Origin of the sequence: Paraburkholderia eburnea (genome assembly GCF_002917095.1) — a bacterium.
GTDB classification, from domain to species: domain Bacteria; phylum Pseudomonadota; class Gammaproteobacteria; order Burkholderiales; family Burkholderiaceae; genus Paraburkholderia; species Paraburkholderia eburnea.
Map to the genome: position 1 here is coordinate 46813 of NZ_PQGA01000015.1, position 21800 is coordinate 68612.

At 64.3% G+C, this 21800-nt stretch carries 24 protein-coding genes and 2 tRNA genes; 11 read left to right on the forward strand and 15 right to left on the reverse strand.

What is annotated here, in order from left to right:
- Nucleotides 1–777 (forward strand): ABC transporter ATP-binding protein, encoded by a 777-nt coding sequence (locus B0G62_RS22635; RefSeq protein WP_103706446.1) that lies wholly within the window; start codon nucleotides 1–3, stop codon nucleotides 775–777.
- Complete coding sequence (locus B0G62_RS22640; protein WP_103706447.1) at nucleotides 777–1493, forward strand: ABC transporter ATP-binding protein; 717 nt, start codon at nucleotides 777–779, stop codon at nucleotides 1491–1493. Before B0G62_RS22635 ends, B0G62_RS22640 begins: the two co-directional genes overlap by 1 nt.
- A 93-nt stretch (nucleotides 1494–1586) precedes the next feature.
- On the opposite strand, the gene B0G62_RS22645 is transcribed toward B0G62_RS22640, so the two are convergent.
- The 3 genes from B0G62_RS22645 to B0G62_RS22655 form a co-directional block, all read right to left on the reverse strand.
- Complete coding sequence (locus B0G62_RS22645) at nucleotides 1587–2057, reverse strand: GNAT family acetyltransferase (RefSeq protein WP_103706448.1); 471 nt, start codon at nucleotides 2055–2057, stop codon at nucleotides 1587–1589.
- A gap of 16 nt (nucleotides 2058–2073) precedes the next feature.
- A complete protein-coding gene (locus B0G62_RS22650) occupies nucleotides 2074–3258 on the reverse strand; it encodes an acetylornithine transaminase (RefSeq protein WP_103706449.1) in 1185 nt (394 codons plus the stop codon).
- A 320-nt stretch (nucleotides 3259–3578) separates the two neighbouring features.
- Nucleotides 3579–4610: a CDP-6-deoxy-delta-3,4-glucoseen reductase gene (locus tag B0G62_RS22655; RefSeq protein WP_103706450.1), complete on the reverse strand. Its 1032-nt coding sequence runs from the start codon at nucleotides 4608–4610 to the stop codon at nucleotides 3579–3581.
- 95 nt (nucleotides 4611–4705) lie between these two features.
- On the opposite strand from B0G62_RS22655, the gene B0G62_RS22660 reads away from it, so the two are divergent.
- Nucleotides 4706–5809 carry an NAD-dependent epimerase/dehydratase family protein gene (locus B0G62_RS22660; RefSeq protein ID WP_103706451.1) on the forward strand — a complete coding sequence of 368 codons (1104 nt, stop codon included), beginning with the start codon at nucleotides 4706–4708 and terminating at the stop codon, nucleotides 5807–5809.
- 43 nt (nucleotides 5810–5852) lie between these two features.
- On the opposite strand, the gene B0G62_RS22665 is transcribed toward B0G62_RS22660, so the two are convergent.
- Together B0G62_RS22665 and B0G62_RS22670 are read right to left on the reverse strand one after the other, a co-directional pair.
- Nucleotides 5853–6041, reverse strand: a complete 189-nt coding sequence (locus tag B0G62_RS22665) for a hypothetical protein (RefSeq protein ID WP_103706452.1) — start codon at nucleotides 6039–6041, stop codon at nucleotides 5853–5855.
- Nucleotides 6042–6195: 154 nt separating this feature from the next.
- The gene (locus tag B0G62_RS22670; protein ID WP_103706453.1) at nucleotides 6196–6903 is read right to left on the reverse strand and encodes a pseudouridine synthase; all 708 of its coding nucleotides are present in this window, start codon (nucleotides 6901–6903) and stop codon (nucleotides 6196–6198) included.
- A gap of 291 nt (nucleotides 6904–7194) precedes the next feature.
- Here B0G62_RS22670 and poxB point away from each other — a divergent pair, with 291 nt between their 5' ends.
- The 3 genes from poxB to B0G62_RS22685 all read left to right on the forward strand — a co-directional run bounded on the left by poxB (nucleotide 7195) and on the right by B0G62_RS22685 (nucleotide 9627).
- Complete coding sequence (gene poxB, locus B0G62_RS22675) at nucleotides 7195–8913, forward strand: ubiquinone-dependent pyruvate dehydrogenase (protein ID WP_103706454.1); 1719 nt, start codon at nucleotides 7195–7197, stop codon at nucleotides 8911–8913.
- Between the two features lie 285 nt (nucleotides 8914–9198).
- The gene (locus tag B0G62_RS22680) at nucleotides 9199–9432 is read left to right on the forward strand and encodes a DUF1902 domain-containing protein (protein ID WP_103706455.1); all 234 of its coding nucleotides are present in this window, start codon (nucleotides 9199–9201) and stop codon (nucleotides 9430–9432) included.
- On the forward strand, nucleotides 9433–9627 hold the full coding sequence (locus tag B0G62_RS22685; protein ID WP_103706456.1) for a type II toxin-antitoxin system HicA family toxin: 195 nt from the start codon (nucleotides 9433–9435) through the stop codon (nucleotides 9625–9627).
- A gap of 241 nt (nucleotides 9628–9868) precedes the next feature.
- Here B0G62_RS22685 and B0G62_RS22690 read toward each other — a convergent pair whose 3' ends face one another.
- From B0G62_RS22690 to hemN, 3 genes are all read right to left on the reverse strand, one after another.
- The gene (locus B0G62_RS22690; protein WP_244193338.1) at nucleotides 9869–10702 is read right to left on the reverse strand and encodes a hypothetical protein; all 834 of its coding nucleotides are present in this window, start codon (nucleotides 10700–10702) and stop codon (nucleotides 9869–9871) included.
- 624 nt (nucleotides 10703–11326) lie between these two features.
- Nucleotides 11327–11411 (reverse strand) — tRNA-Leu (locus B0G62_RS22695).
- Between the two features lie 82 nt (nucleotides 11412–11493).
- On the reverse strand, nucleotides 11494–12879 hold the full coding sequence (gene hemN / locus B0G62_RS22700; protein ID WP_103706458.1) for an oxygen-independent coproporphyrinogen III oxidase: 1386 nt from the start codon (nucleotides 12877–12879) through the stop codon (nucleotides 11494–11496).
- A 237-nt stretch (nucleotides 12880–13116) separates the two neighbouring features.
- Between hemN and B0G62_RS22705 the strand changes: the two genes are divergently transcribed.
- From B0G62_RS22705 to B0G62_RS22715, 3 genes are all read left to right on the forward strand, one after another.
- Complete coding sequence (locus B0G62_RS22705) at nucleotides 13117–13440, forward strand: YkgJ family cysteine cluster protein (RefSeq protein ID WP_244193339.1); 324 nt, start codon at nucleotides 13117–13119, stop codon at nucleotides 13438–13440.
- Nucleotides 13441–13588: 148 nt separating this feature from the next.
- The gene (locus B0G62_RS22710; RefSeq protein ID WP_244193340.1) at nucleotides 13589–14104 is read left to right on the forward strand and encodes a DUF1439 domain-containing protein; all 516 of its coding nucleotides are present in this window, start codon (nucleotides 13589–13591) and stop codon (nucleotides 14102–14104) included.
- A 50-nt stretch (nucleotides 14105–14154) separates the two neighbouring features.
- Nucleotides 14155–15033: an undecaprenyl-diphosphate phosphatase gene (locus B0G62_RS22715; protein WP_103706461.1), complete on the forward strand. Its 879-nt coding sequence runs from the start codon at nucleotides 14155–14157 to the stop codon at nucleotides 15031–15033.
- 84 nt (nucleotides 15034–15117) lie between these two features.
- Here B0G62_RS22715 and trmB read toward each other — a convergent pair whose 3' ends face one another.
- From trmB to B0G62_RS22740, 5 genes are all read right to left on the reverse strand, one after another.
- The gene (gene trmB, locus B0G62_RS22720; RefSeq protein ID WP_103706462.1) at nucleotides 15118–15918 is read right to left on the reverse strand and encodes a tRNA (guanosine(46)-N7)-methyltransferase TrmB; all 801 of its coding nucleotides are present in this window, start codon (nucleotides 15916–15918) and stop codon (nucleotides 15118–15120) included.
- Nucleotides 15919–16200: 282 nt separating this feature from the next.
- A complete protein-coding gene (locus B0G62_RS22725; RefSeq protein ID WP_103706463.1) occupies nucleotides 16201–16425 on the reverse strand; it encodes a hypothetical protein in 225 nt (74 codons plus the stop codon).
- A 272-nt stretch (nucleotides 16426–16697) separates the two neighbouring features.
- Nucleotides 16698–16772: transfer RNA gene (locus B0G62_RS22730), tRNA-Gly, on the reverse strand.
- 92 nt (nucleotides 16773–16864) lie between these two features.
- A complete protein-coding gene (locus tag B0G62_RS22735; RefSeq protein WP_103706536.1) occupies nucleotides 16865–17428 on the reverse strand; it encodes a YggT family protein in 564 nt (187 codons plus the stop codon).
- Nucleotides 17429–17537: 109 nt separating this feature from the next.
- Nucleotides 17538–17858 (reverse strand): EthD family reductase, encoded by a 321-nt coding sequence (locus tag B0G62_RS22740; RefSeq protein ID WP_103706464.1) that lies wholly within the window; start codon nucleotides 17856–17858, stop codon nucleotides 17538–17540.
- A gap of 660 nt (nucleotides 17859–18518) precedes the next feature.
- Here B0G62_RS22740 and B0G62_RS31765 point away from each other — a divergent pair.
- Complete coding sequence (locus B0G62_RS31765; protein WP_167336019.1) at nucleotides 18519–18680, forward strand: hypothetical protein; 162 nt, start codon at nucleotides 18519–18521, stop codon at nucleotides 18678–18680.
- 410 nt (nucleotides 18681–19090) lie between these two features.
- Entirely contained in the window at nucleotides 19091–19396 is a 306-nt protein-coding gene (locus B0G62_RS22745) for a hypothetical protein (RefSeq protein ID WP_103706465.1), read from the forward strand.
- A 141-nt stretch (nucleotides 19397–19537) separates the two neighbouring features.
- Here B0G62_RS22745 and B0G62_RS22750 read toward each other — a convergent pair whose 3' ends face one another.
- Nucleotides 19538–20212, reverse strand: a complete 675-nt coding sequence (locus B0G62_RS22750; RefSeq protein WP_103706466.1) for a LysE family translocator — start codon at nucleotides 20210–20212, stop codon at nucleotides 19538–19540.
- A gap of 100 nt (nucleotides 20213–20312) precedes the next feature.
- On the reverse strand, nucleotides 20313–21785 hold the full coding sequence (locus B0G62_RS22755; RefSeq protein ID WP_103706467.1) for an NAD-dependent succinate-semialdehyde dehydrogenase: 1473 nt from the start codon (nucleotides 21783–21785) through the stop codon (nucleotides 20313–20315).
- Nucleotides 21786–21800: the final 15 nt, after the last annotated feature.

Consider the following 21800-nt stretch of genomic DNA (forward strand, 5'->3'; position numbering starts at 1 on the left):
ATGAGCAACAAGCAAATCCGCCTGTCCGTAAAGGGCGTGAACAAGCGCTTCGGCGGCCTGCAGGCGCTGTCCGATGTGGGCCTGCAGATCGAGGAAGGCACCATTTATGGCCTGATCGGCCCGAACGGCGCCGGCAAGACCACGTTCTTCAACGTGATTACTGGCCTCTACACGCCGGATTCGGGCGAGTTCAAGCTCGACGGCGAAGCGTACACGCCGACCGCCGTGTACCAGGTCGCGAAGGCCGGCATTGCGCGCACCTTCCAGAACATTCGCCTGTTCGGCGGCATGACGGCGCTCGAAAACGTGATGGTCGGCCGTCACGTGCGCACGAAGCACGGCTTGCTGGGCGCCGTGTTCCAGACGCCTTCGGAGCGCAAGGAAGAGCGCGAGATCAAGGAGCGCGCGATCGAACTGCTCGAATACGTGGGCATCGCGCAGTACGCGGACTACACCTCGCGCAATCTCTCCTACGGCCACCAGCGCCGTCTGGAAATCGCACGGGCGCTTGCGACCGATCCGAAGCTGCTCGCGCTCGACGAGCCGGCGGCGGGCATGAACGCGACCGAGAAGGTCGAACTCACGCGCCTGCTCGACAAGATCCGCGCCGATGGCAAGACCATTCTGCTGATCGAGCACGACGTGAAACTGGTGATGGGCCTGTGCAACCGCATGACAGTGCTCGACTACGGCAAGGTGATCGCCGAGGGTCTGCCGCAGGACGTGCAGAAGGACCCGAAGGTGATCGAGGCATATCTGGGCGCAGGAGTTCACTGATGGCTACAACGATGTTGAAAATCAAGGGCCTTCAGGTCAATTACGGCGGCATCCAGGCAGTCAAGGGCGTGGACATGGAGGTCCAGCAGGGCGAGCTCGTCACGCTGATCGGCGCGAACGGCGCCGGCAAGACCACCACCATGAAGGCGATCACGGGCCTGAAGCCGTATTCGGCGGGCGACATCGAGTACATGGGCAAGTCGATCAAGGGCGTGCCCGCGCACGAACTGCTCAAGCAAGGCCTGGCGATGGTGCCTGAAGGCCGCGGCATCTTCGCGCGCATGTCGATCATCGAAAACATGCAGATGGGCGCGTACCTGCGCAACGACAAGGACGGCATCCAGAAGGACGTCGATCGCATGTTCGGCTTCTTCCCGCGCCTGAAGGAACGCGCCGCGCAGCTCGCGGGCACGCTCTCGGGCGGCGAGCAGCAGATGCTGGCGATGGCGCGCGCGATCATCAGCAAGCCCAAGCTCCTGTTGCTGGACGAGCCGTCGATGGGTCTCTCGCCGATCATGGTCGAGAAGATCTTCGAAGTGGTGCGTGAAATCTCGAAGGAGGGCATCACGGTGCTGCTCGTCGAGCAGAACGCGCGTCTCGCGCTGCAGGCGGCCAATCGCGGCTACGTAATGGATTCGGGTCTCGTCACGATGGAAGGCGACGCCAAGCAGATGCTCGACGATCCGAAGGTGCGCGCCGCGTATCTGGGTGAATGACTGAAGGCGGTCTTCTCGACCGCCAAAGTACAAAAGCCGCATGGGCGTGATGCCCATGCGGCTTTTTTCATGGCAAAAAGCGCTTGAAGCGTGTCAGGCAATCGCTTCGGGTTCCTGCACACCGAGCCGCTTGCCCAGACTCACGACGGCGTCCGCGCGATAACCCAGCGCGTCGTAGAACGCGATCACCTCGGGTTTATCGGCGAGTACCTGCAGATTGAGCTTGAGGCAGCCCATGGCCGCGAGCGCGCTTTCGGCATGGCGCACGAGCCGCGTGCCGATGCCCAGACGCCGCGCCTCGGGCGCGACGGCCAGCGAGTAGAGCCAGCCGCGATGCCCGTCGTAACCCGTCATCGCCGTGCCGACGATCGCGCCATCCTCGCCACGCGTCGCGACAAAGAACAATTCCGGCTGCGTGCCGAGTTTGTTCGCGATCGACAGACGCGGGTCGCGGTGCGGCCGGGTCGGGTCGCCGTACTCGGGGAAGGCCTGAAGCCAGAGCGCGAGCACGGCTTCGGTATCGGCCTCATCGAATGCGCGGATCGTGATCGAGGCTGCGGACATCGCGTGCTCCATGCGCTTACAGCGAGTCGAGGATGTTGCGCAGCATCGCCATCATCTGGTCGATTTCCTCGTTCGTGACGTTCAGCGCGGGCATGAAGCGCAGCAGGTTCGGGCGCGCCGCGTTCAGCAGCAGGCCGTCGGGCTGCATGACGCGCGCTTTTTCGACGATTTCCGGGCCGATGTCCTTGCCGAGCATCAGCGCGCGCAGCAGACCTTCGCCGCGCTCGCCCTGGAAGCCGCGTTCCGCCGACAGTTCCAGCAGCTTTTCGCGCAGGTATTCGCCGCGTGCGCGCACGCCTTCGAGGAAGCCCGGCGCGACCAGTTGCGAGATCACCGAGTAGCCCACCGCCGTCATCAGCGGGTTGCCGTTGTAGGTGCCGCCCTGATCGCCCGCTTCGAACACGCAGACTTCCTTCTTCGCGCACAGCGCCGCGAGCGGCACGCCGCCGCCGATGCCCTTGCCGAGCGTCATGATGTCCGGTTCGATGCCCGAGAGTTCGTAGGCGAACAGGGTGCCCGCGCGGCCGCAACCGGTCTGCACTTCATCGACGATCAGCAGGATGCCGTGCTTTTGCGTGAGCGCGCGCAGTTGCTGCATGAATTCGCGCGTGGCGGGAATCACGCCGCCTTCGCCCTGGATCGGTTCGAGCATCACGGCGACGGTCTTGCCGGTGATGAGCTTTTCCACCGACGCGATGTCGTTCAGATCGGCCTTCGGAAAGCCCGGCACTTGCGGCGCGTAGATCGTGTCCCAGCCCGGCTTGCCGCTCGCCGACATCGTCGCGAGCGTGCGGCCGTGGAAGCTGTGGTCGAACGTGATGATCTCGAACGCGCCGTCGCGATGCTTCCTGCCCCACTTGCGGGCGAGCTTGATCGCACCTTCGTTGGCCTCGGCGCCGCTGTTGGCGAAGAACACCTTGTCGAAGCAGCTATGTTCGGTGAGCAAACCGGCGAGCTTCGCCATCGGCTCGTTATAGAAGGCCGGCGACGGATTGATGAGCAGGCGCGCCTGCTTTTCCAGTGCCTCGATCATGCCTTCGTTGCTGTGGCCGAGGCTGTTGACGGCCCAACCCTGGATGAAGTCGAGATAGCGCTTGCCTTCGTTGTCGTAGAGCCACGACCCCTTGCCATGCGTGAAAACGATTTCGGGCCGATTGGTGATGTACATCAGCGACTCGATCGGGTACTCGGAAAAATTCATGGCAACGGCTCCGTGCCGGGATGGCAAAAAAAGTTGAAAACGAGGTGAACAGTTACGGCAGAAAAACAAAAAGCCACGGACTGGCCGTGGCTTTCGTGATTCGAACTTCCTGTGCGTGGGGGGCGAAACCCCCGTGCAACGCGCGTCCGCGACTAGCCAGGCCCTAAAGGTGGGGCGAGCGGCGACGTCGGGTAGCGGACAGGATGCGATTCATGGGCGCAAGAATACGACAAGCGGATCGGCGATGTAAACCGTCAATGTGCAGACCGACGAAGAAATTTTCATGACGGCCGGTCTGCCATCGCGCCACAGGCGTTCCTTTAAACCGGGTTCGCGAGGTCCGCTGCGCTCGTGAACGAGTCCGCGTAGAACTCGTCTTCGGGCAGGCCGTGGTGCTGCGTGAAGTCGCGCTGGGCCGACTCCACCATCACCGGCGCGCCGCACGCGTAGACCTGGTAGCCCGACAGATCGGGCAGATCCTCGGTCACCGCGCGATGCACGAAGCCCGTGCGGCCGGTCCAGGCGTCCTCGGCGGCGGGTTCGGAGAGCACCGGCACGAAGCGGAAGTTCGGGATGTCCTTCGCCCATTGTTCGGCGAGATCCATCAGGTACAGGTCCTTCTTCTGGCGCGCGCCCCAGTAGAGCGTCATCGGACGGTTCAGGTTCTTGTGAACCGCGTGCTCGACGATCGCCTTGAGCGGCGCGAAACCGGTGCCCGAGGCGAGCAGCACGATGGGCTTGTCCGAATCCTCACGCAGGAAGAAGGTGCCGAGCGGCGCCTCGAAGCGCAGGATGTCGCGCTCCTTCATCTGCGTGAAGACGTGATCGGTGAAGCGGCCGCCGGGCATGTGGCGGATATGCAGCTCGATCGGGCCTTCCTCGTGCGGGGCGCTGGCCATCGAGTAGCAGCGGCGCGTGCCGTCCTTGAGGATGAATTCGAGGTACTGCCCGGCGAGGTATTGCAGACGCTCGTTGGCGGGCAACTGCAGCTTGAGGACGACGACGTCGTCGGCGCGGCGCTCGATGGCGGCAATGCGGGTAGGGAGCTTGCGCACCTGCATGTCGCCGACGCCCGCGACTTCGCGAATGTCGATTTCGAGGTCGGTTTGCGCCGTCGCGCAGCACAGGAGCGCCATGCCGCGCGTTCTTTCGTCGTTCGACAGCGCCGAGGCCGCGTGGGCGCGCTGCTCGACTTCACCGGCGCAGACCGTGCCCTTGCACGAACCGCATGCGCCGTTCTTGCAGCCGTAGGGAATGCCGACGCCCTGACGCAGGGCCGCGTTGAGAACGGTTTCGTCGGGCTCGACCTGGAATTGCCGGCCACTTTGCTTAAGCGTTACGTTGAAAGCCATATTCGAAAAAGCGTAAGTCTGTCATTCGAGGGGGAACCGGTCTGAGCCGGTTCGGGCCGTCGCCGGTCGGCGCCGGCGGCTAAAATGGGTCCACCATGATTGCCACACGAACCTTGCGCCGCGCGCGCATCCTTATCGTCGGTTGCGGCGACGTCGGCTTGCGCTGCGTCGCCCAGTTGCAGACGCGCCGTTCGCGCCCGCGCGTGTTCGCGCTGACGCGTCGTGCGGAGCGCGTCGATCTGTTGCGTGCCGCCGGCGCCGTGCCCGTGCTGGGCGACCTCGACCAGCGCGCGCGCTTGACGCGGCTGGCGGGCCTCGCCGGCACGGTGCTGCACCTCGCGCCGCCGCAGAAAGACGGCGACGACGACCTGCGCACCCGCCGCCTGATCGCCGCGCTCAAAACACGCCGGCAACCGGCGGCGCGAATTCCGAAAACGGGGCGGGGCGGCCTTGCGAGCCGCCTGCTCCGGCGTGCATCCGGCCAGGGATCCGACACCGCAGCGCACCCGGCATCGCGACCTTTTTCGGCGCCAAAATCATCCGCTATTGTACCCGAGCGCATCTGGCGGACCCGTCGCGCCCACCCGCTCGCCGCTGTGCGTCCGACGCTCGTGTATGCGAGCACTACGGGGGTCTACGGCGACTGCGGCGGCGCGCGAATCGACGAAACGCGCACGCCGCGCGCCGCCAACGGACGCGCAAAACGCCGTGTGGCGGCGGAGCGCCAACTGCGGCGCGCCACGGCGCGCGGCGCGCTCAAGGCGACCATTGCCCGCATTCCCGGCATCTACGCGGCCAACCGCCTGCCGCTCGCGCGGCTCGAAAAGCGCACGCCCGCGCTCGCGGCCGGCGACGACGTCTACACGAGCCACATCCACGCCGACGATCTCGCGGCGATCCTGCTGCGTCTGGCGACTCACGGCAAAGCGGCGCGCATCGTGCACGCGAGCGACGATAGCGAACTGAAAATGGGGGAGTATTTCGACCGCGTGGCGGACGCTTTCGGACTTGCCCGCGCGCCGCGCGTGAGCCGCGCCCTGGCCGAGCGCGAACTCGACCCGGTGCTGCTGTCGTTCATGCGGGAATCGCGGCGTCTGGACAACGGACGCCTGAAGCGCGAATTGGGCGTGCGCCTGCGTTATCCGGACGTGGAGGCGTTTTTACGGACTTCCGCGCGCTCGCTGCCGCCGCGCCCGTAATCGCCAACGCGAGCGGGCGGGCGGCGCGGCGCAAGCGTGCCGTTCACGTGATGGCCGGCAGCGCCTCGATCAGGAGGAAGCACAGCAGCGCCCCGATGAGCGCCCCAATCAGGTTCGGATGGTATTGATGCCGATAATGCATCGACGCCAGCAGGCCGCCGATCAGAATCACCCCTAGACCCATGAAAGCCATCAACACGAATGGAATGCCGAATGTGTCGTTGATGTCCATGATGCCCCTCCTTGAAACTTGTAATCGTTGTTTAAGGGAGTATAGGGCGGGACGTCAGGAAGGACATGCTGCGGCGCGGCATAAAAGGGGCGCATTCACCCGCTGACAATCACCGACGCCCGGCTGGACAAGGCCCCACAGCCCGCGCTGTGGTTTACCCAGGGGTGCTCAACGCGCCCAGTGCTGCAGCATCGAGCCACCGCCAGGCGCCCGGCGCGAGGTCATCGGGCAGCGCATAGCCGCCAATGCGTTCGCGATGCAGGGCCTCCACGCGATTGCCCGCAGCGGCCACCATGCGTTTGACCTGGTGATACTTGCCTTCGAGCACGCTCAGTTCCAGTTCGCGCTCGCCGCGCGCGCTCGCCGCGAGCGCCACGCTGGGCACGCGTTCCCCGTGCAAAAGGACGCCGTCGCGCAGCGCCTGCAACTGCGTTTCGTCGAGCGGATGGCGTGTCGTCGCCACGTAGATCTTCGGCACCTTGCGCCTGGGCGAGGTGAAAGCGTGCACGAACTGGCCATCGTCGGAGAGCAGCAGCAGGCCGGTCGTGTCCTGATCGAGACGGCCCACGCACTGCACGTTGCGCTCGGCGAACTGCGGCGGCAGCAGATGAAACACGCTCAGATGATGTTGCGGATCGCGCGAGCACTCATAGCCCGCCGGCTTGTTGAGCGCGAGATAGGCGCGCTCGTGAAACGGCCAGGGCGCGCCGTCGACGCTGAACACGAGACCGGCGGTATCGAAGACGGCGAGCGGATCGGTGCAGGTTTCACCGGCGACAGCCACGCGCGCACCGGCGATCAGACCGCGGCATTGGCGGCGCGTGCCGAAGCCCTGCGAGAAAAGAATACTTTCGAGATTCATGACGGAACGCCGCAGCTTGAAACCGCAGCATTTTAGCGAAGCGCCGGGGCGGCCAGGCTCACAACGTTTGAGCCGCTGACGGTTGCCTTGCGGCTCACATCCAGATCGATTGCAGTTGAACGCCGTTCGCGACGTGTTTCGCGAGGATCGCGTAATGTATCGCGGTGCAGTGGCCGGACACGGAATCATGGTGTCGCGCGAGGGCCGCTCGCTTCCCCTTTTTCTTTGGCGCAGCGTCGCGCCGCCGCCATACGGCGCGCGCTGCGCCTGTCAGCTCACGCGGAGGGCAGCATGGCGAAGACGATTGCGGATTTTCTGGCGAAGACACTCGAAACGGTGGGCGTCGAACGGATCTGGGGCGTGACGGGCGACAGTCTGAACGGATTGTCGGCGAGCCTGCGCAAGCTCGGCACGATCCGCTGGATGCACACGCGCCACGAGGAAGTCGCCGCCTTCGCGGCCGGCGCCGAAGCCGCCGCGACCGGGCGCCTCGCCGTCTGCGCGGGCAGTTGCGGCCCGGGCAACCTGCACCTCATCAACGGCCTCTACGACTGCCATCGCAACCGCTCGCCGGTGCTGGCGATCGCCGCGCACATTCCGTCGACGGAAATCGGCCTCGGCTATTTCCAGGAAACGCACCCGACCGAGCTTTTTCGGGAGTGCGCCCACTACGTCGAGCTGGTGACCAATCCCTCGCAGTTCCCGCGCGTGCTGGCCACGGCGCTGCGCACGGCGATCGACCAGAAGGGCGTGGCCGTGATCGTGCTGCCCGGCGACGTCGCGCTGCTCGACGCACCCGACGAAGAGCCGATGTGGGCGCAGACCTCGCGGCCCGCGACGCTGCCCGCAACGGCGGACCTTGACCGGCTGGCGGACCTGCTCAATCGCTCGGAAGCGGTGACGCTCCTGTGCGGCAGCGGCTGCAAGGGCGCGCACGACGAAGTGGTGGCCTTCGCCGACGCGCTCGGCGCGCCGACCGTGCATGCGCTGCGCGGCAAGCAATACGTCGAATGGGATAACCCGTACGACGTGGGCATGACGGGGCTGATCGGCTTTAGCTCGGGCTATCACGCGATGATGTCGTGCGACACGCTCGTGATGCTCGGCACCGACTTTCCGTACCGCAATTTTTATCCCGAGCACGCGAACATCGTGCAGATCGACCGCGATGCGGCGGCGCTCGGCAAACGCGCGCCGCTCGCGCTCGGCCTGATCGGCGACGTGCGCGAGACGCTGCGCGCGCTGACGCCCAGGCTCACGCGCAAGACAGATCGTCACTTCATCAACCGCGCGCGCGGACATTACGCCGATGCGCGCAAAGGCCTCGACGACCTCGCGCGCCCGGCGCCCGCGGGCAAACCGCTGCATCCGCAATACGTGACGGCACGCCTCGACGCGCTTGCGGCCGACGATGCGATCTTCGCCGTCGATGTCGGCACGCCCACGCTGTGGGCCGCGCGCTATCTCACGATGAACGGCCGCCGACGGCTGCATGGCTCGTTCAATCACGGCTCGATGGCGAACGCGATGCCGCAGGCGCTCGGCGCGCAGGCCGCGCATGTGGGACGCCAGGTGATTTCGCTGTCGGGCGACGGCGGCCTGTCGATGCTGCTCGGCGACATTCTCACCGCGCGCCAGCTCGATCTGCCGATCAAGATCGTTGTCCTGAATAATGGCTCGCTCGGCTTCGTGGCGATGGAGATGAAAGCGGGCGGCTACGTGGAAACGGGCACGGACCTGGCGGCGACCAATTTCGCGGATATCGCCCGAGGCGCGGGGCTGTTCAGCGTGCGGGTGGAGACTTCGGAGGCGCTAGACGACGCGTTGCGCGAGGCGTTCGCGCATCCCGGGCCGGCGCTCGTGGACGTGGTGACGGCCAGGCACGAACTGGCGATGCCGCCGAAACTGCAATGGGCGCAGGCGAAGGGCTTCAGCCTGTATATGCTGCGCGCGGTGCTGAGCGGGCGCGGCGATGAAGTGGTGGAACTGGCGCAGACGAATTTGCGGTGAGGGTGTTGTGCCGTGCGCTGAAACGACAAAGCCCCGCGAGAGAGGATATTCGCTGGGCGTATGTACCTGGTGAGGTGGGACAGATCGGAGCGCGGGTGCGATTTTATCTGTCCCTGTATGAGCAGACCTTGCTTTCGATCCCTTCAGCGTCAAATTGGCTGTGTGCGGAGTCGCACGGAGCAGTTGTGACACAGTGCAACGGTCCTATCGGCCTACGTACAGGTAGCTAAACTTGTGTGTAGAATTGCACAAAAGTCCACTATTACCCCCAAAGGAGAGCGCGACATGAAGCAAGTGCATGTGACGGCCTTCTGGGATGCGGAAGCAAGTGTCTGGGTCGCTGAAAGCGAAGACGTCCCTGGTCTCATCACCGAAGCTGAGAGCATGGATGCCCTGATGAAAAAACTTGAGATTCTTATCCCCGAATTGCTTGACGAAAATGGCTACCCCGACGGAGACGAGGTGCCGTTTGAACTCAATGCGAAGATCACGGGAACCGCGCATCGTATGGCCGCGTGAATGTCCGACTTTACTCCGGAAGTGAAGAAAGTCCTCGAAGCTCACGGGTGTCGCTTCAAGCGGCACGGCAAAGGGGATCACGACATCTGGTGCAACCCACGTACCGGAAAGTCGTTTCCGGTTGATGCCCACATTAAATCCCGCCACACAGCGAACGGCATCATGAAGCAAGCTGACATTGATTACAAATTCTGAGCCCCGCCTCGAGCGGGGTTTTTCATTTGCAGGGAGTGAGGTCGTGGAGGGCTCTCGGCATAGAGTTGGACCGCGCGGCGCGAGATACCGAGTTCTCGCTGGTGGCCTATCGCCACATCCTCACTTCCTTTCCCACTGGCATATTGCTCCCGCCGCGATTGCAGCCACTCGGCGAAATTGATCGACAGAGCCAAGTTCGATGGACGCGTCGTGATCTCCCTCTTGCTGAGTTTGCTCCACCCTACTTGAACACTGCACCGTAGCGCAAGAACAGGTGCGTCTGTGCCGGTCGCAGCGAACCGCAGACGCGACGAAAGCGCGCGGGCACACATCGTCGGCGACGCCTGCCACGAAGAGGCCTGAAATCCGGCGAAATGCTCTCCACGCCGTCAAAAACAGACGGCTGGCGGCGCGCCGTGGCCTCCGCTCGGGCGAGGCGGGCATCGAGGGTGGCCGACTGGATTGCGAAATATCGGGCAAGCGCGTTGCTGTCGCCGTCGAACTGGTCGAACACGTGGTAGTACGCGACGGCCTCGGAGAATTGCGCTTGAATCATGCGGGCAGCTTCGGCGGCCTCTTCCGCCCGCTGCAGCGAAACCTCGGGCTCGTAGCTCCGCGAAGCCATCAGCCGGGCGGACACGGCATTCTCCCGGAAGTCGCCGTCGTTGTCGCGTTCCTCCTGATCGAGCCGGATCGCGAACCGCATTGCCCGATTCACGAAGTGGCCGAACAGCCTATGCAGGCGCGCGACGATTGTCGCCTGGACCTCCTCGTCGTCAGGCTCGATATCGGCGCCACGCTCGCTCTTGATTTCTTCAGCGATGATCCAGGCGTGGCTTTTCAGGTCATCGACCGACTGTTCGCCGCGTGTCATCCCGGCGATCTGCCGCAGATGTTTGAGCATCGGCGCGATGAGCCGATCGAAGAAGTTTGTGTCGTTCCGCTGGGCCATGGCACCGTCTTTGAGAGAGGGAAGCTGGATCCACGCTGCGACCGGCAGTTTATTCCGATGTCGCGGCAATTGATGTGCGGCGAACGAGCGCGCCTGCGCGGCTGGTTTCGTATCGTGAGTCATCTAACCAGGGGCATGTTGCATTGCAGAGCCAGTACCGCGCTGATCGCTTGAAACGGGTGAATCCCAGGTGGAAATCCTGTATGCGGTGGCAAACAGCGTGATTCCAGTTATGGATCCAGTAGTGGGAGGGGTGAGACCAACGCTGGATTGATGGAATTACGCGTCATGTCTCATCACAAACCTCTGGCGGCCGACCTGTGCCGCGCGGCGCGCTTTGTGATCGGTTGCTCATGCGCTTTGCGGTTTGCGTATGGGAGGCGGCATTCCAGGTTCACACAGCTGGTGGGGGTGCGGAGAAGCACATCGAGGCGTGAGTTGCCGGGCCACGCCGCTTATAGAGCTGGAAGGAACAGGGCGCCAGCGTCGAATAGTTTCTGCTGGCTTGGCGTTACGGACCAGCGAGACCGGTGAGAGCCACGTTGGGTGCTCCATGCCCGGGAGGCAAGGGCGTTTTCAGGGGGCTTTTTCACCACCGATTTTTCCCGAGCACAGGACAATCCCCAGAAGCCCCCTGCTTGGGGGCTGGTGTTGGTGAAAGCTTGGGGTAGTGTGCAATAAAAAACCCGCGAAGCCTTGCGCTGTCGCGGGTTTCTGTACTTCTCTGGAACTTGCCAGAATATTCTTTGGTGCCTCGGGCCGGAATCGAACCGGCACTCCTTTCGGAACCGGATTTTGAGTCCGGCGCGTCTACCAATTTCACCACCGAGGCAGTTCTTGCAGCCCGCCTTGCTAGTGGGCGCTCGAAGTAGCCTTAAATTATGACGTAAAACCGCAGCCTCGGCAAGCCGTGCTCAGATCGTGCGCGAAAAGCGCTCCGCGTGCTGCGCACCAAGGTAGCGGTCGAAGACCATGGCGATATTGCGCACGAACATGCGCCCGGCGGGCAGCACTTCGAGCCGGTTGGTGCTGCGCGCGACCAGCCCGTCGGCCTCGAAGGCGCGCAGGGTTTCCAGTTCCGGCGCGAATGCCGCCGCAAAGCGCACGCCATAAGCCGCCTCGAACTCGTCGAAACGCAATTCGAGATTGCACATCAGTTCGGTGATGATGTCGCGGCGCAGACGGTCGTCGGCGGTAAGGCGCACGCCGCGCGAGATCGCGAGCCGCCCGGCGTCGATGGCCGCGCCATAGCCCGGCAGATCCTTCGCGTTCTGGGCGTACACATCGCCGACCTTGCCGATCGACGAAGCGCCAAAGCCGATCAGATCGCAATCGGCGCGTGTGCTGTAGCCCTGGAAATTGCGATGCAGCGTGCGCTGCTGCTGGGCGCGCGCGAGTTCGTCGGTGGGCAGCGCGAAATGATCCATACCGATGTACACATAGCCCGCATCGGTCAGTTGCTCGATCACGAGTTGCAGCAGCGCAAGCCGGGTAGCGGGCGGGGGCAGCGCGGTGGCGTCGATCTGCCGCTGCATCTTGAAGAGCTGCGGCATATGCGCGTAGCCGAACACCGAAATGCGCTCCGGCGCAAGCAGCAACATCGTCTCGAGCGTGCGGCGAAAGCTTTTCACGTTCTGATGCGGCAGCCCATAAATCAGATCGACGCTGATCGACTCGAAGCCGTTCGCGCGGGCCGCGTTCATCACGTCAATGGTCAATTCGAGCGGCTGCACGCGGTTGACCGCGTGTTGCACGACCGGATCGAAATCCTGCACCCCCAGGCTCAGGCGGTTGAAGCCGAGGCGGCGCAGATGAGCGATCGTGTCCGCCGAGGCCTCGCGAGGGTCGATCTCGATCGAGTATTCGGCTTCGCTTTCGGGCCGCAGCGCGAAGTGTTCGCGCGTGGCCGCCATCAGCGTGCTCATTTCGTCGAGCGAGAGAAAAGTGGGCGTGCCGCCGCCCCAGTGCAATTGCGAGACGGGGCGCTTCGTGTCGAACAGCGCCGCCTGCAGTGCCATTTCGCGCACGAGCTGCTGGACGTAAGGCTTCGCGCGTCCGCGGTTTTTTGTCGCGATCTTGTTGCAGCCGCAATAGAAGCAAACCGTGTCGCAGAACGGGATGTGGAAGTAGAGCGAGAGGTCGGTATCGGCGGCGCCGGGATCGGCCGCGGCGCGCCGGTAGTGGTCGAGATCGAAATCGTCGCGGAACTGCAGGGCGGTCGGATAGGACGTATACCGTGGACCGTTCGCGCCGTACTTGGCGAGCAGGTCGGGGCGGAAAAGGAGGTCGGCGTCGCTCATGCGGGGCTCTCTGGGATGGGGCGCGGGTGGCGTCGCGCGCGCATCGCATCGTTCGCGCGGGCAGGCGGTTCCGACAGCGCCGGATAAACCCAGTGTAAGAGGGCCGTGCGCCGCACCGTTTGTGTAAAAAGGTCGCAGTCCGGGGCGACGGGCGCGAGGTGGCACAATGCGGGACGTGCCGCGTTCGCCCGTGCCGCCCGTTTTAAATCCGTAACCGTTTTGTTTCAGGAAGCCGATGTGAGTGCCGCTTCAATTTCCAGCGCGTCCGCGCACGCCTGCCGGCCCGGTTGCGGCGCGTGTTGCATCGCGCCCTCCATCAGCTCGCCGATTCCCGGCATGCCCGATGGCAAGCCCGCCGGCGTGCGCTGCGCGCAGCTAGGCGACGACTTGCAGTGCAAGATATTTGGTTCGCCGTTGCGGCCCGCCTGCTGTTCGGGTCTGCAGCCGCAGGCCGAGATGTGCGGCGCGTCGCGCGAAGAGGCGCTGTTCTGGCTCGACGACCTCGAAGCCGCGACCCAGCCGCCGGCCGGTCCTCGGGGCGCTCATTGTGCTACCCACTGAGCCACCCGCCGAACCTCGTTGTTCTTCAAGGAGATTTCGCATGATCCGACGCGCGCCGCGCGCCCTTCAAATCTCGCCCCGCCCGGATGCGCCTCGCGCTACGCGGCGGGCTTTCCTGCTGTCGGCCTGCGCTGCCGCCGGCGCGGCCATGTCGCTCGGTGCGTGTGCGACGGGCACCTTTCCGTTCATCCCCGATCACTACACGTTCTCGCAGCAGCAGTTGCAGGACGCGGTGCAGCGCAAGTTCCCGTATCACCGCTCGGTGCAGCAGTTGTTCGAGGTCGCGCTGACCCATCCCGTCGTCACCTTGCTGCCCGATCGCAACCGCGTGGCCGTGCACGTCGATGCCCATCTCGAAAGCCCGCTCATGCAGCAGCCCGTGAGCGGCGCGTTCACCCTGTCGAGCGAGCTGGCCTACGATGCGGCGAGTCGCTCGGTCGTTCTGCGCTCGCCATCGGTCGATAGCGTCGATATGACGGGCAATGCCGCCGCCTACGCGCAGCAGGTCAACGCGGTCGCGGCGCTGGCGGCGACGCAGTTGCTCACCAACTATCCCGTCTACACGTTCAAGCCCGATCAGCTTCAGTTTGCCGGGGTGAATTACGAACCCGGTACAATCACAATCCTTACAAACGGCATACGCGTGCAGATCGTCGAGAAATAACGACATGGTCAGGCACGGCACGCGCAGCGCCACTATCGCGAGGTGCAGGGATGGACTGGATCGTGACGTGCAAAGCTCTGATTCTGGGCATCGTCGAAGGGCTAACGGAATTTCTGCCGGTCTCCAGCACGGGACATCTGATCGTGGCCGGCAGTGTGCTCGGCTTCGACGGCGACTATGAAAAGACCTTCGACGTGGTGATCCAGTTCGGCGCGATCCTCGCGGTGTGCTGGGAGTTTCGCCGCAAGATCGGCGGAGTAGTGGCGGGGCTGCCCACGCGGCCGGATGCGCGGCGCTTCGCGCTCAACGTGATCGTGGCGACGATTCCCGCCGTCGTGCTCGGGCTGATGTTCGAGAAAGCGATCAAGTCGGCGCTGTTCTCGCCTGTGCCGGTGGCGTGCGCGCTCGTCTTTGGCGGGCTGATCATTCTCTGGGTGGAAGGGCGCATGCGCGCCGCGCGCGGCGTGGCCGCAGGCGCCGCGGGCAATCTGGCCGTCGCGACGGCACGGTCCGCGCGCGTGAATTCACTCGACGACATCACGCTGCTCGACGCCTTCAAGGTTGGCTGTGCGCAGTGTTGCGCGCTGATTCCCGGCATGTCGCGCTCGGGCTCGACGATCATCGGGGCGATGCTGTTCGGCATCGAGCGGCGCGTCGCCACGGAATTCTCGTTCTTTCTCGCGATTCCGGTGATTTTCGGCGCGACGCTCTACGAGTTGCACAAGACCTGGCAGACGCTGTCCACGGATTGGCTCGGCCTGTTCGGCGTCGGTTTCATCGCGGCGTTCGTGAGCGCCTTTGCCTGCGTGCGCTGGCTCTTGCGCTATGTCGCCTCGCACGATTTCACGGCGTTCGCGTGGTATCGCATCGTGTTCGGGCTGGTGATCCTGCTGGTCGGCTATAGCGGCGGGCTGGACTGGGGCGATTGAAGCCGGCTGCGGCTCCACCCGGAAATGCAAAACGGGCGCTGCAAGGGCGCCCGTTTTGTTTTGCTCGCGTCGATTGCGCGGGCTTCAGACCGCGCGGCGCTTGAACACCAGATCCCACACGCCATGACCGAGGCGCAGGCCACGGCGCTCGAACTTCGTCACCGGACGATAGTCGGGGCGCGGCGCGTAATCGGCGGCGGTGTTTTCGAGCGCGGCTTCGGCGCCCAGCACTTCGAGCATCTGCTCCGCGTAGTTCTGCCAGTCGGTCGCGCAGTGCAGATACGCGCCGGGTTTCATGCGCGAGATCAGCAACTGGACGAACTTCGGCTGGATCAGGCGGCGCTTGTGATGGCGCGCCTTGTGCCACGGATCGGGGAAGAAAATGTGCACGCCGTCGAGACTGTCGGGCGCGATCATCTGTTCGAGCACTTCCACCGCGTCGTGCTGGATGATGCGGATGTTCGTGAGTTCCTGCTCGCCGATCAGCTTGAGCAGCGCGCCCACGCCCGGTTCGTGCACTTCCACGCCGAGAAAATCGTCGTTCGGACGCAGCGCGGCGATCTCCGCCGTGCTCGCGCCCATGCCGAAGCCGATTTCCAGGATGCGCGGCGCTGTGCGGCCGAACACGGTATTCCAGTCAGCGGCCTCGGGCGCGTAGGGCACGACAAAGCGCGGGCCCAGGTCGTCGAGCGCGCGGCGCTGGCCCGTCGACACGCGCCCGGCGCGCGTCACGAAGCTACGGATGCGGCGATGGCGCGGGTTTTCGTCGGTACCTTCGTCGGTGTCGTTTTCAGCGGCGGCCGATGCAAGGGCGTCGGGAGCGTCGTCCGTATGGTCGGGCGGCGTGCAGCCAGGGCGGGCTGCGTCGTTCGGATCGTGATTCATCTTCGAGGATGGCAGGCGAGGGTAGCAAATGCAGGCAGCGGGTTTCGCGGTGCGAGCCGTGCGGCGCGAGGTCGCAGGCGGCGCCTGGCACAAAGGCAAAACACAATGGCAAAACCGTGAGCAGCCATGATTGGCTGCGGGCGGACAAGGAGCCGCGGATGTTCGGGCAGATCGGTGCCCGCTCGCAAACAGATTCAAACAGCTTAACAAGCGCAGCAGGCGGAACACGACCGCGAACCGTGCATTATAGCAGCGCGGCCCGTGGCGCCTGGCGCGCGCCAGTCAGTCCGACGAGATGGTCACGTGCATCGGCGCGGGATACTTGAGTTCGAACGCGCTGACGCGGCCGGCGCGCACGTCGAACAGCAGGCGTGTGAGATCGGCGACGCGTGACTGCTGACGCTGGATTCCGGCGGCTGGCTGGTCGTCGGTATCGGCAAGCAGTGTCGAGCGCGCTCTTACGATTAGCGCAATCGCACTGCGGCGGCACATGAAGAATCGTTCCATCGATGACGCCTGCGTTAAGCGGGCAGGGGAAAAACGCGGGTGGTTTGCGGAGGATCGGGTAGTGCGGATCACGCGGAGCAAACCGCGCGCAGGCAAGATGCTAGCGCAACGACCGATTAGCGCGCAGCGAACCGCGCTGAAAACCGGGCGCGCGAAGGCATCGATCGAATAACCGCAAATGTGTCGAAGCAAGAGCCGATGTGCCGACAGAGCAGCTGGCCCGGCGCCTGATGCCGTTCCGTCATCCTGTGACCGGAACCGGCGAGAAACTCTGGAGCGGGCGATGGGAATCGAACCCACGTCATCAGCTTGGGAAGCTGAGGTAATGGCCATTATACGACGCCCGCAGAGCGCGCCATTTTACGCGGATTTCGCCGGGTTGCGCAAATAAGAGCTGCCCGGCGCCGCGTTTCAAACGGGCGTTACATCAAACTTCGCCTCAGATACCGAACAGCGTGAGCGAAACCGCCGCACGCGTGACGACCATCAGCAGCACCTGCACGATCACGAACAGCAGAATCGGCGAAAGATCGAGACCGCCGAAGTTCGGCAGGATCCGGCGTAGCGGATTGAGGAACGGCGCGGTGAGCTGGAACAGCACCGGCATGGCGGGCGAACGCGGGTTCAGCCACGACAGCAGCGCCATCAGGATCGTGAGCCAGATCAGCAGGTTGAGCGCCCACTTCACGAGCGTGAGCAAGGCCACGATCAGCAGCGTTGGCAGCAGGCCGAGCGGATCGACGCCCGCGAGCCACACCATCAGCAGCACAAAGACGATGGACGCGAGCAGCGCGGCGACCACGCTCGCCCAGTCGATGCCGCGCACGCCCGGAATCACGCGGCGCAGCGGCAGCACGAGCCAGTTCGTGGCCTGCTGGATGCCGTGCGTCACCGGGTTGTAGGGCGGCACGCGGACGAATTGCAGCCAGGCGCGCAGCAGCAGGGCGGCGCCGAACAACGTGAAGATCGTATTGAGCAGAAAACGGGCGATATCGCCGAACATCGGTGTCTTTTCCTTCGTGTGGTGAATGACGGTACGCGGCGGCGCGGCGCCTGCACGCGTGCGGTGGCTCGCGGCGCGCGGATCACGCGCATCCAGCGGATCAAGCAATTCAGACGGAGACTTTGATCTCGCTGATCAGGATCGTGCCGTTGCCGCCGTCGGTGTAATTGGGGATATCGTCGATGAGCGCCTTGTCGTGCGCGCCAAACACCTCGTAGAAGGCGTCGAGCGTATCGAACAGAAAGTGCCCGGTCGCCACGTAGGGCGGCGGCGTGCCCGGCGGCCCCGCGTTGATGCCGATATCGACCGACCAGCCCTTGCAGGCGTCCCCGAACAGTTGCGCGGCGAGCGGCATGTGCCGCGTAGCGTAGTACTCGCTGTCGAACCGGCCGTTTTCCCGATACGGATAAAGGATGCTGACCTTGATCATTGTGCGTTCTCGTCGATGAATCCCTGAGCGTGCGCCCGTGCCGCCTTGCGCCGGCACCTGCGCGCCGTTGCCACATTACCACGGCTTACGCCTCGCAGGATGGGCGCGGGATGACGGCTGCCCACGGCGCGGCGCACATGATTCTGACAGCCTTCGCGGTAAACCGTTACAGTGGGTTGGGTGATTCGGGAGGGTTCGGTGTCGCGCAATGTTCGCTGACGTACCGAAGCGATGCGCATGATCCGGTTAAAAAGGATGCGAGGGCGCACGGGCGCCCACCCGGCAAAGAATTCATGAAGGAACCGTGGCACGGTTTCTGCTGCGCGAACGTGGGCGCGCACATTAGGGGTTTCGATCGCAGGACGCAGCCGGTATCCCGACCATCGGGAATCTGTCTGGCGCGCGCGAGGAGAACCCGGGACAGGCACTCTGACCTGCAGCGGCACAGGCAAACTCGGGTAAGGCCCGCCGCGATCGCTCAGCACGATGAACGTGCGACGAACAGGTCCCAGACGTTATGTCTCGCGCATGCGGCTATCTCGCAACACCGCGTTCGGCGCTCGCGCGATCTGCGCACAATGGTTTCCATGACTGCGGTTTTCCTGTTGCTGTCTTGCAATTGGGCTGTTTCCTGTCGGTACACCGATTCGGGAGGTCACCATGAGCATCTTTGCTTACCGTAAGCATCTGCGATTTCTCACCCCCCATCAGCGTCGCCGTTGGTGGGATCAGAAGAAGCGTCTGACGCCACGTGTGCAGATCAGCGGCGCTTACGTGCCGCCGAGCGTCTCGCGCGAGTTTGCCTACGTGAAAGTCGGCTAGCGCCCGACATCCCGGCTCGATTTGACAAGGCCCGGTCGCCCGACCGGGCCTTGTCGTTTCTGGGCATCGCTCGCTGCGGTTCGTGGCATCGGGGGACGCACGGCGCGACCAATTTGTAATCAAACATTACCTTCGTATCAGACGCCTTTAGCGACGAAACCGGTAATTCTGACCGGGCGCACGGCGTGCGGCCTTGGCAGGCCGTCTGACAGCGCGAGGCAGCGTCTTTTGCGCGGTTTAGAAGCCGAGACGTTTCGTGCGACCTTGATGCGGCGCATTGAATGCGTGTAAAGCAATTGCAATTTGCAACAAATGGCAACCTTTGGCGGCGTCCGTTTTGGATAGAGTAAGGACGTGGGCAGTGCCCGTCATGTGGAGCGACGCCTTCGTCGGCCGCCAGGAGAAGAGAAGTGAAAAAGACCGTTTCGTTTATCGTTGCCGCAGCGCTGGGTGTGGGGTTCGTTAGCGCAGCGCAGGCGCACGTTTCGGTGGGTATCGGCATTGGCATTCCGGTCGCACCGGCTTACCCCGTCTACGCCGCGCCGGTCTATGCGCCGCCGCCGCCCGTCGTGTACGCGCCGCCGCCGGTGGTCTACGCGCCGCCGCCTGCAGTCGTCGTCGGGGGGTACGGTGGTTATGGCTACTACGGCCACCCGTACTACCGTCATGGTTATGGCTACTACCACGGCTATCACGGCGGCTGGTATCGCCGCTAAGTTTTGAGGGTGAAGGCGAGACGGGCGGATGGCGGGGGCCATCCGCCCGTCGCGTCAGTTTCAGCTTGATGCGCAAAGGCGCAACGCCGGCTCACGCCGCGTTGCGCCTTTGGTGTTTTGGGGACGGACTTGACGCCTGAGTCAGGACGCGCCCATGCCCTGAACGATCAGATCGCGATAACCATGCACGATCACGCTGTACGAAAACCACGCGAAGAGCAGCGCCGAAAGCACATGGCACGCGCGCAGCAAACCCGTGCCGGCGCGCTTGCGTCCGTGGCTCGCCAGTCCGCAAAGAAAGAGCGTCCAGCCGAATCCGCCGAGAAAAAATCCCGACAGAAATAGCGCCGCCGAACCCGCGCTCGTCGCGCCGGCCTTGGCGATGAGCGCTCCGCCCACTGCGGCGAACCAGAGGATCGCGCTGGGCGACGACAGCGCGAGCAGCACGCCGCGCACGAAACTGCGCCAAGGGGTCGGCAAGGGCGAGGCGCGGTCTTCTTCGCCCTCGACCGGCGGCGCCTTGGCGGGATTGAGCGCTTCGCGCGCCATTTTCCAGGTGAGCATCAGCAGCACGGCCGCGCCGCCGATCCACACGATCCAGCGCACCGCCTCGAATTGCAGCAGCGCCGCCATGCCGGCAAGCGCGAGCGCCGCGTAGATCAGATCGCCGAAACACGAGCCGAGGCCAAGCCAGAAGCCCGGCCGGAAACCGTGCGAGAGCGTGAGCGAAAGGATCGCGACGTTGACGAGGCCGATGTCGAGGCACAACGAAAGCGACAGAAAAAAGCCGTCGGAAAGCAGGGAAACGTGAGGCATAAAGCGATATTTGTTGTTGTCATGCGTCGCGCACAGGGATCTGTCACGCGACTACGCAGGCCGGACTGTCACGCCCGGCCTGCCGCTGCAGCATGGAGAGTCAGACGCCCATGCAGAGATACTTCAGCTCGACGTATTCGTCGATGCCGTACTTCGAGCCTTCGCGGCCCAGGCCCGACTGTTTCACGCCGCCGAACGGCGCGACCTCGTTCGAGATAAGCCCGGTGTTGATGCCGACCATGCCATATTCGAGCGCTTCGGCCACGCGCCAGATGCGGCCGATATCGCGGCTATAGAAATAGGAGGCGAGGCCGAATTCGGTGTCGTTGGCGAGCTCGATCACTTCGGCTTCGTCGCTGAAGCGGAACACGGCGGCGACCGGCCCGAAGGTTTCCTCGCGCGCGATCAGCATGTCGCGCGTGACGTCGGCGAGCACGGTTGGCTCGACGAAGCGGCCTTCGGCGACCTGACCGCCCGCCACCAGCTTGGCGCCCTTCGAGGTCGCGTCCTCGACATGTTTTGCGACTTTCGCCACGGCATCGTCGTCGATCAGCGGGCCCTGATTCACGCCCGTCTCGAAGCCGTTGCCGACCTTGATCTTGCGCGAAGCAGCGGCCAGTTTTTCGACGAATGCGTCATAGATATTGTCATGTACGTAGAAGCGGTTCGTGCACACGCAGGTCTGCCCGGCATTGCGATATTTCGAGATCACCGCGCCTTCCACGGCGGCATCGATATCGGCGTCGTCGAACACGATGAAGGGCGCGTGACCGCCCAGTTCCAGCGCGATTTTCTTGACTGTCGGCGCGCACTGTTGCATGAGGATGCGCCCCACGGGCGTCGATCCGGTAAACGAAAGATGGCGCACGACGTCGCTTTCGCACAGCGTCTTGCCGATCTCGATCGAATTCGCGGAATCGGCGGTGATCACGTTGAACACGCCCTTGGGCACCCCCGCGCGCTGCGCGAGTTCGGCGAGTGCGAGTGCGCACAGCGGCGTCTGTTCGGCGGGCTTGACGACGATCGTGCAGCCCGCGGCGAGCGCGGGCGCGACCTTGCGGGTGATCATCGCGATCGGGAAATTCCATGGCGTGATGGACGCGCACACGCCGATCGGCTGCTTGAGGACGATCAGCTTGCGCCCGGCGGCGGGGCTGGCGAGCACGTCGCCGTTCACGCGCTTGGCTTCTTCGGCGAACCATTCGAGGAAGGACGCGCCGTACAGCACTTCGCCGCGTGCTTCGGCGAGCGGTTTGCCTTGCTCTGCGGTCATGATCGCGGCGAGGTCGTCGGCGTGCTCGATCACGAGGTCGAACCAGCGGCGCAGCACGGCCGCGCGCTCTTTGCCGGTCCTGGCGCGCCAGGCGGGCAGGGCCGCGTGCGCGGCGTTGATCGCGCGGCTCGCCTCGGCCGGGCCGAAGTCCGGCACGCGGGCGATTTCCGAGTTGTCGGCCGGATCGAGCACGGCGAAGGTCGCCGCGCCGCCGGCCCATTCGCCGTCGATCCAGGCGCGCGTCTTGAAGAGGGCGGGATCGTTTAATTGCGTCAGGCGTTCGGATGCCAACTGGCTCATCGTCGTGTCTCCTCT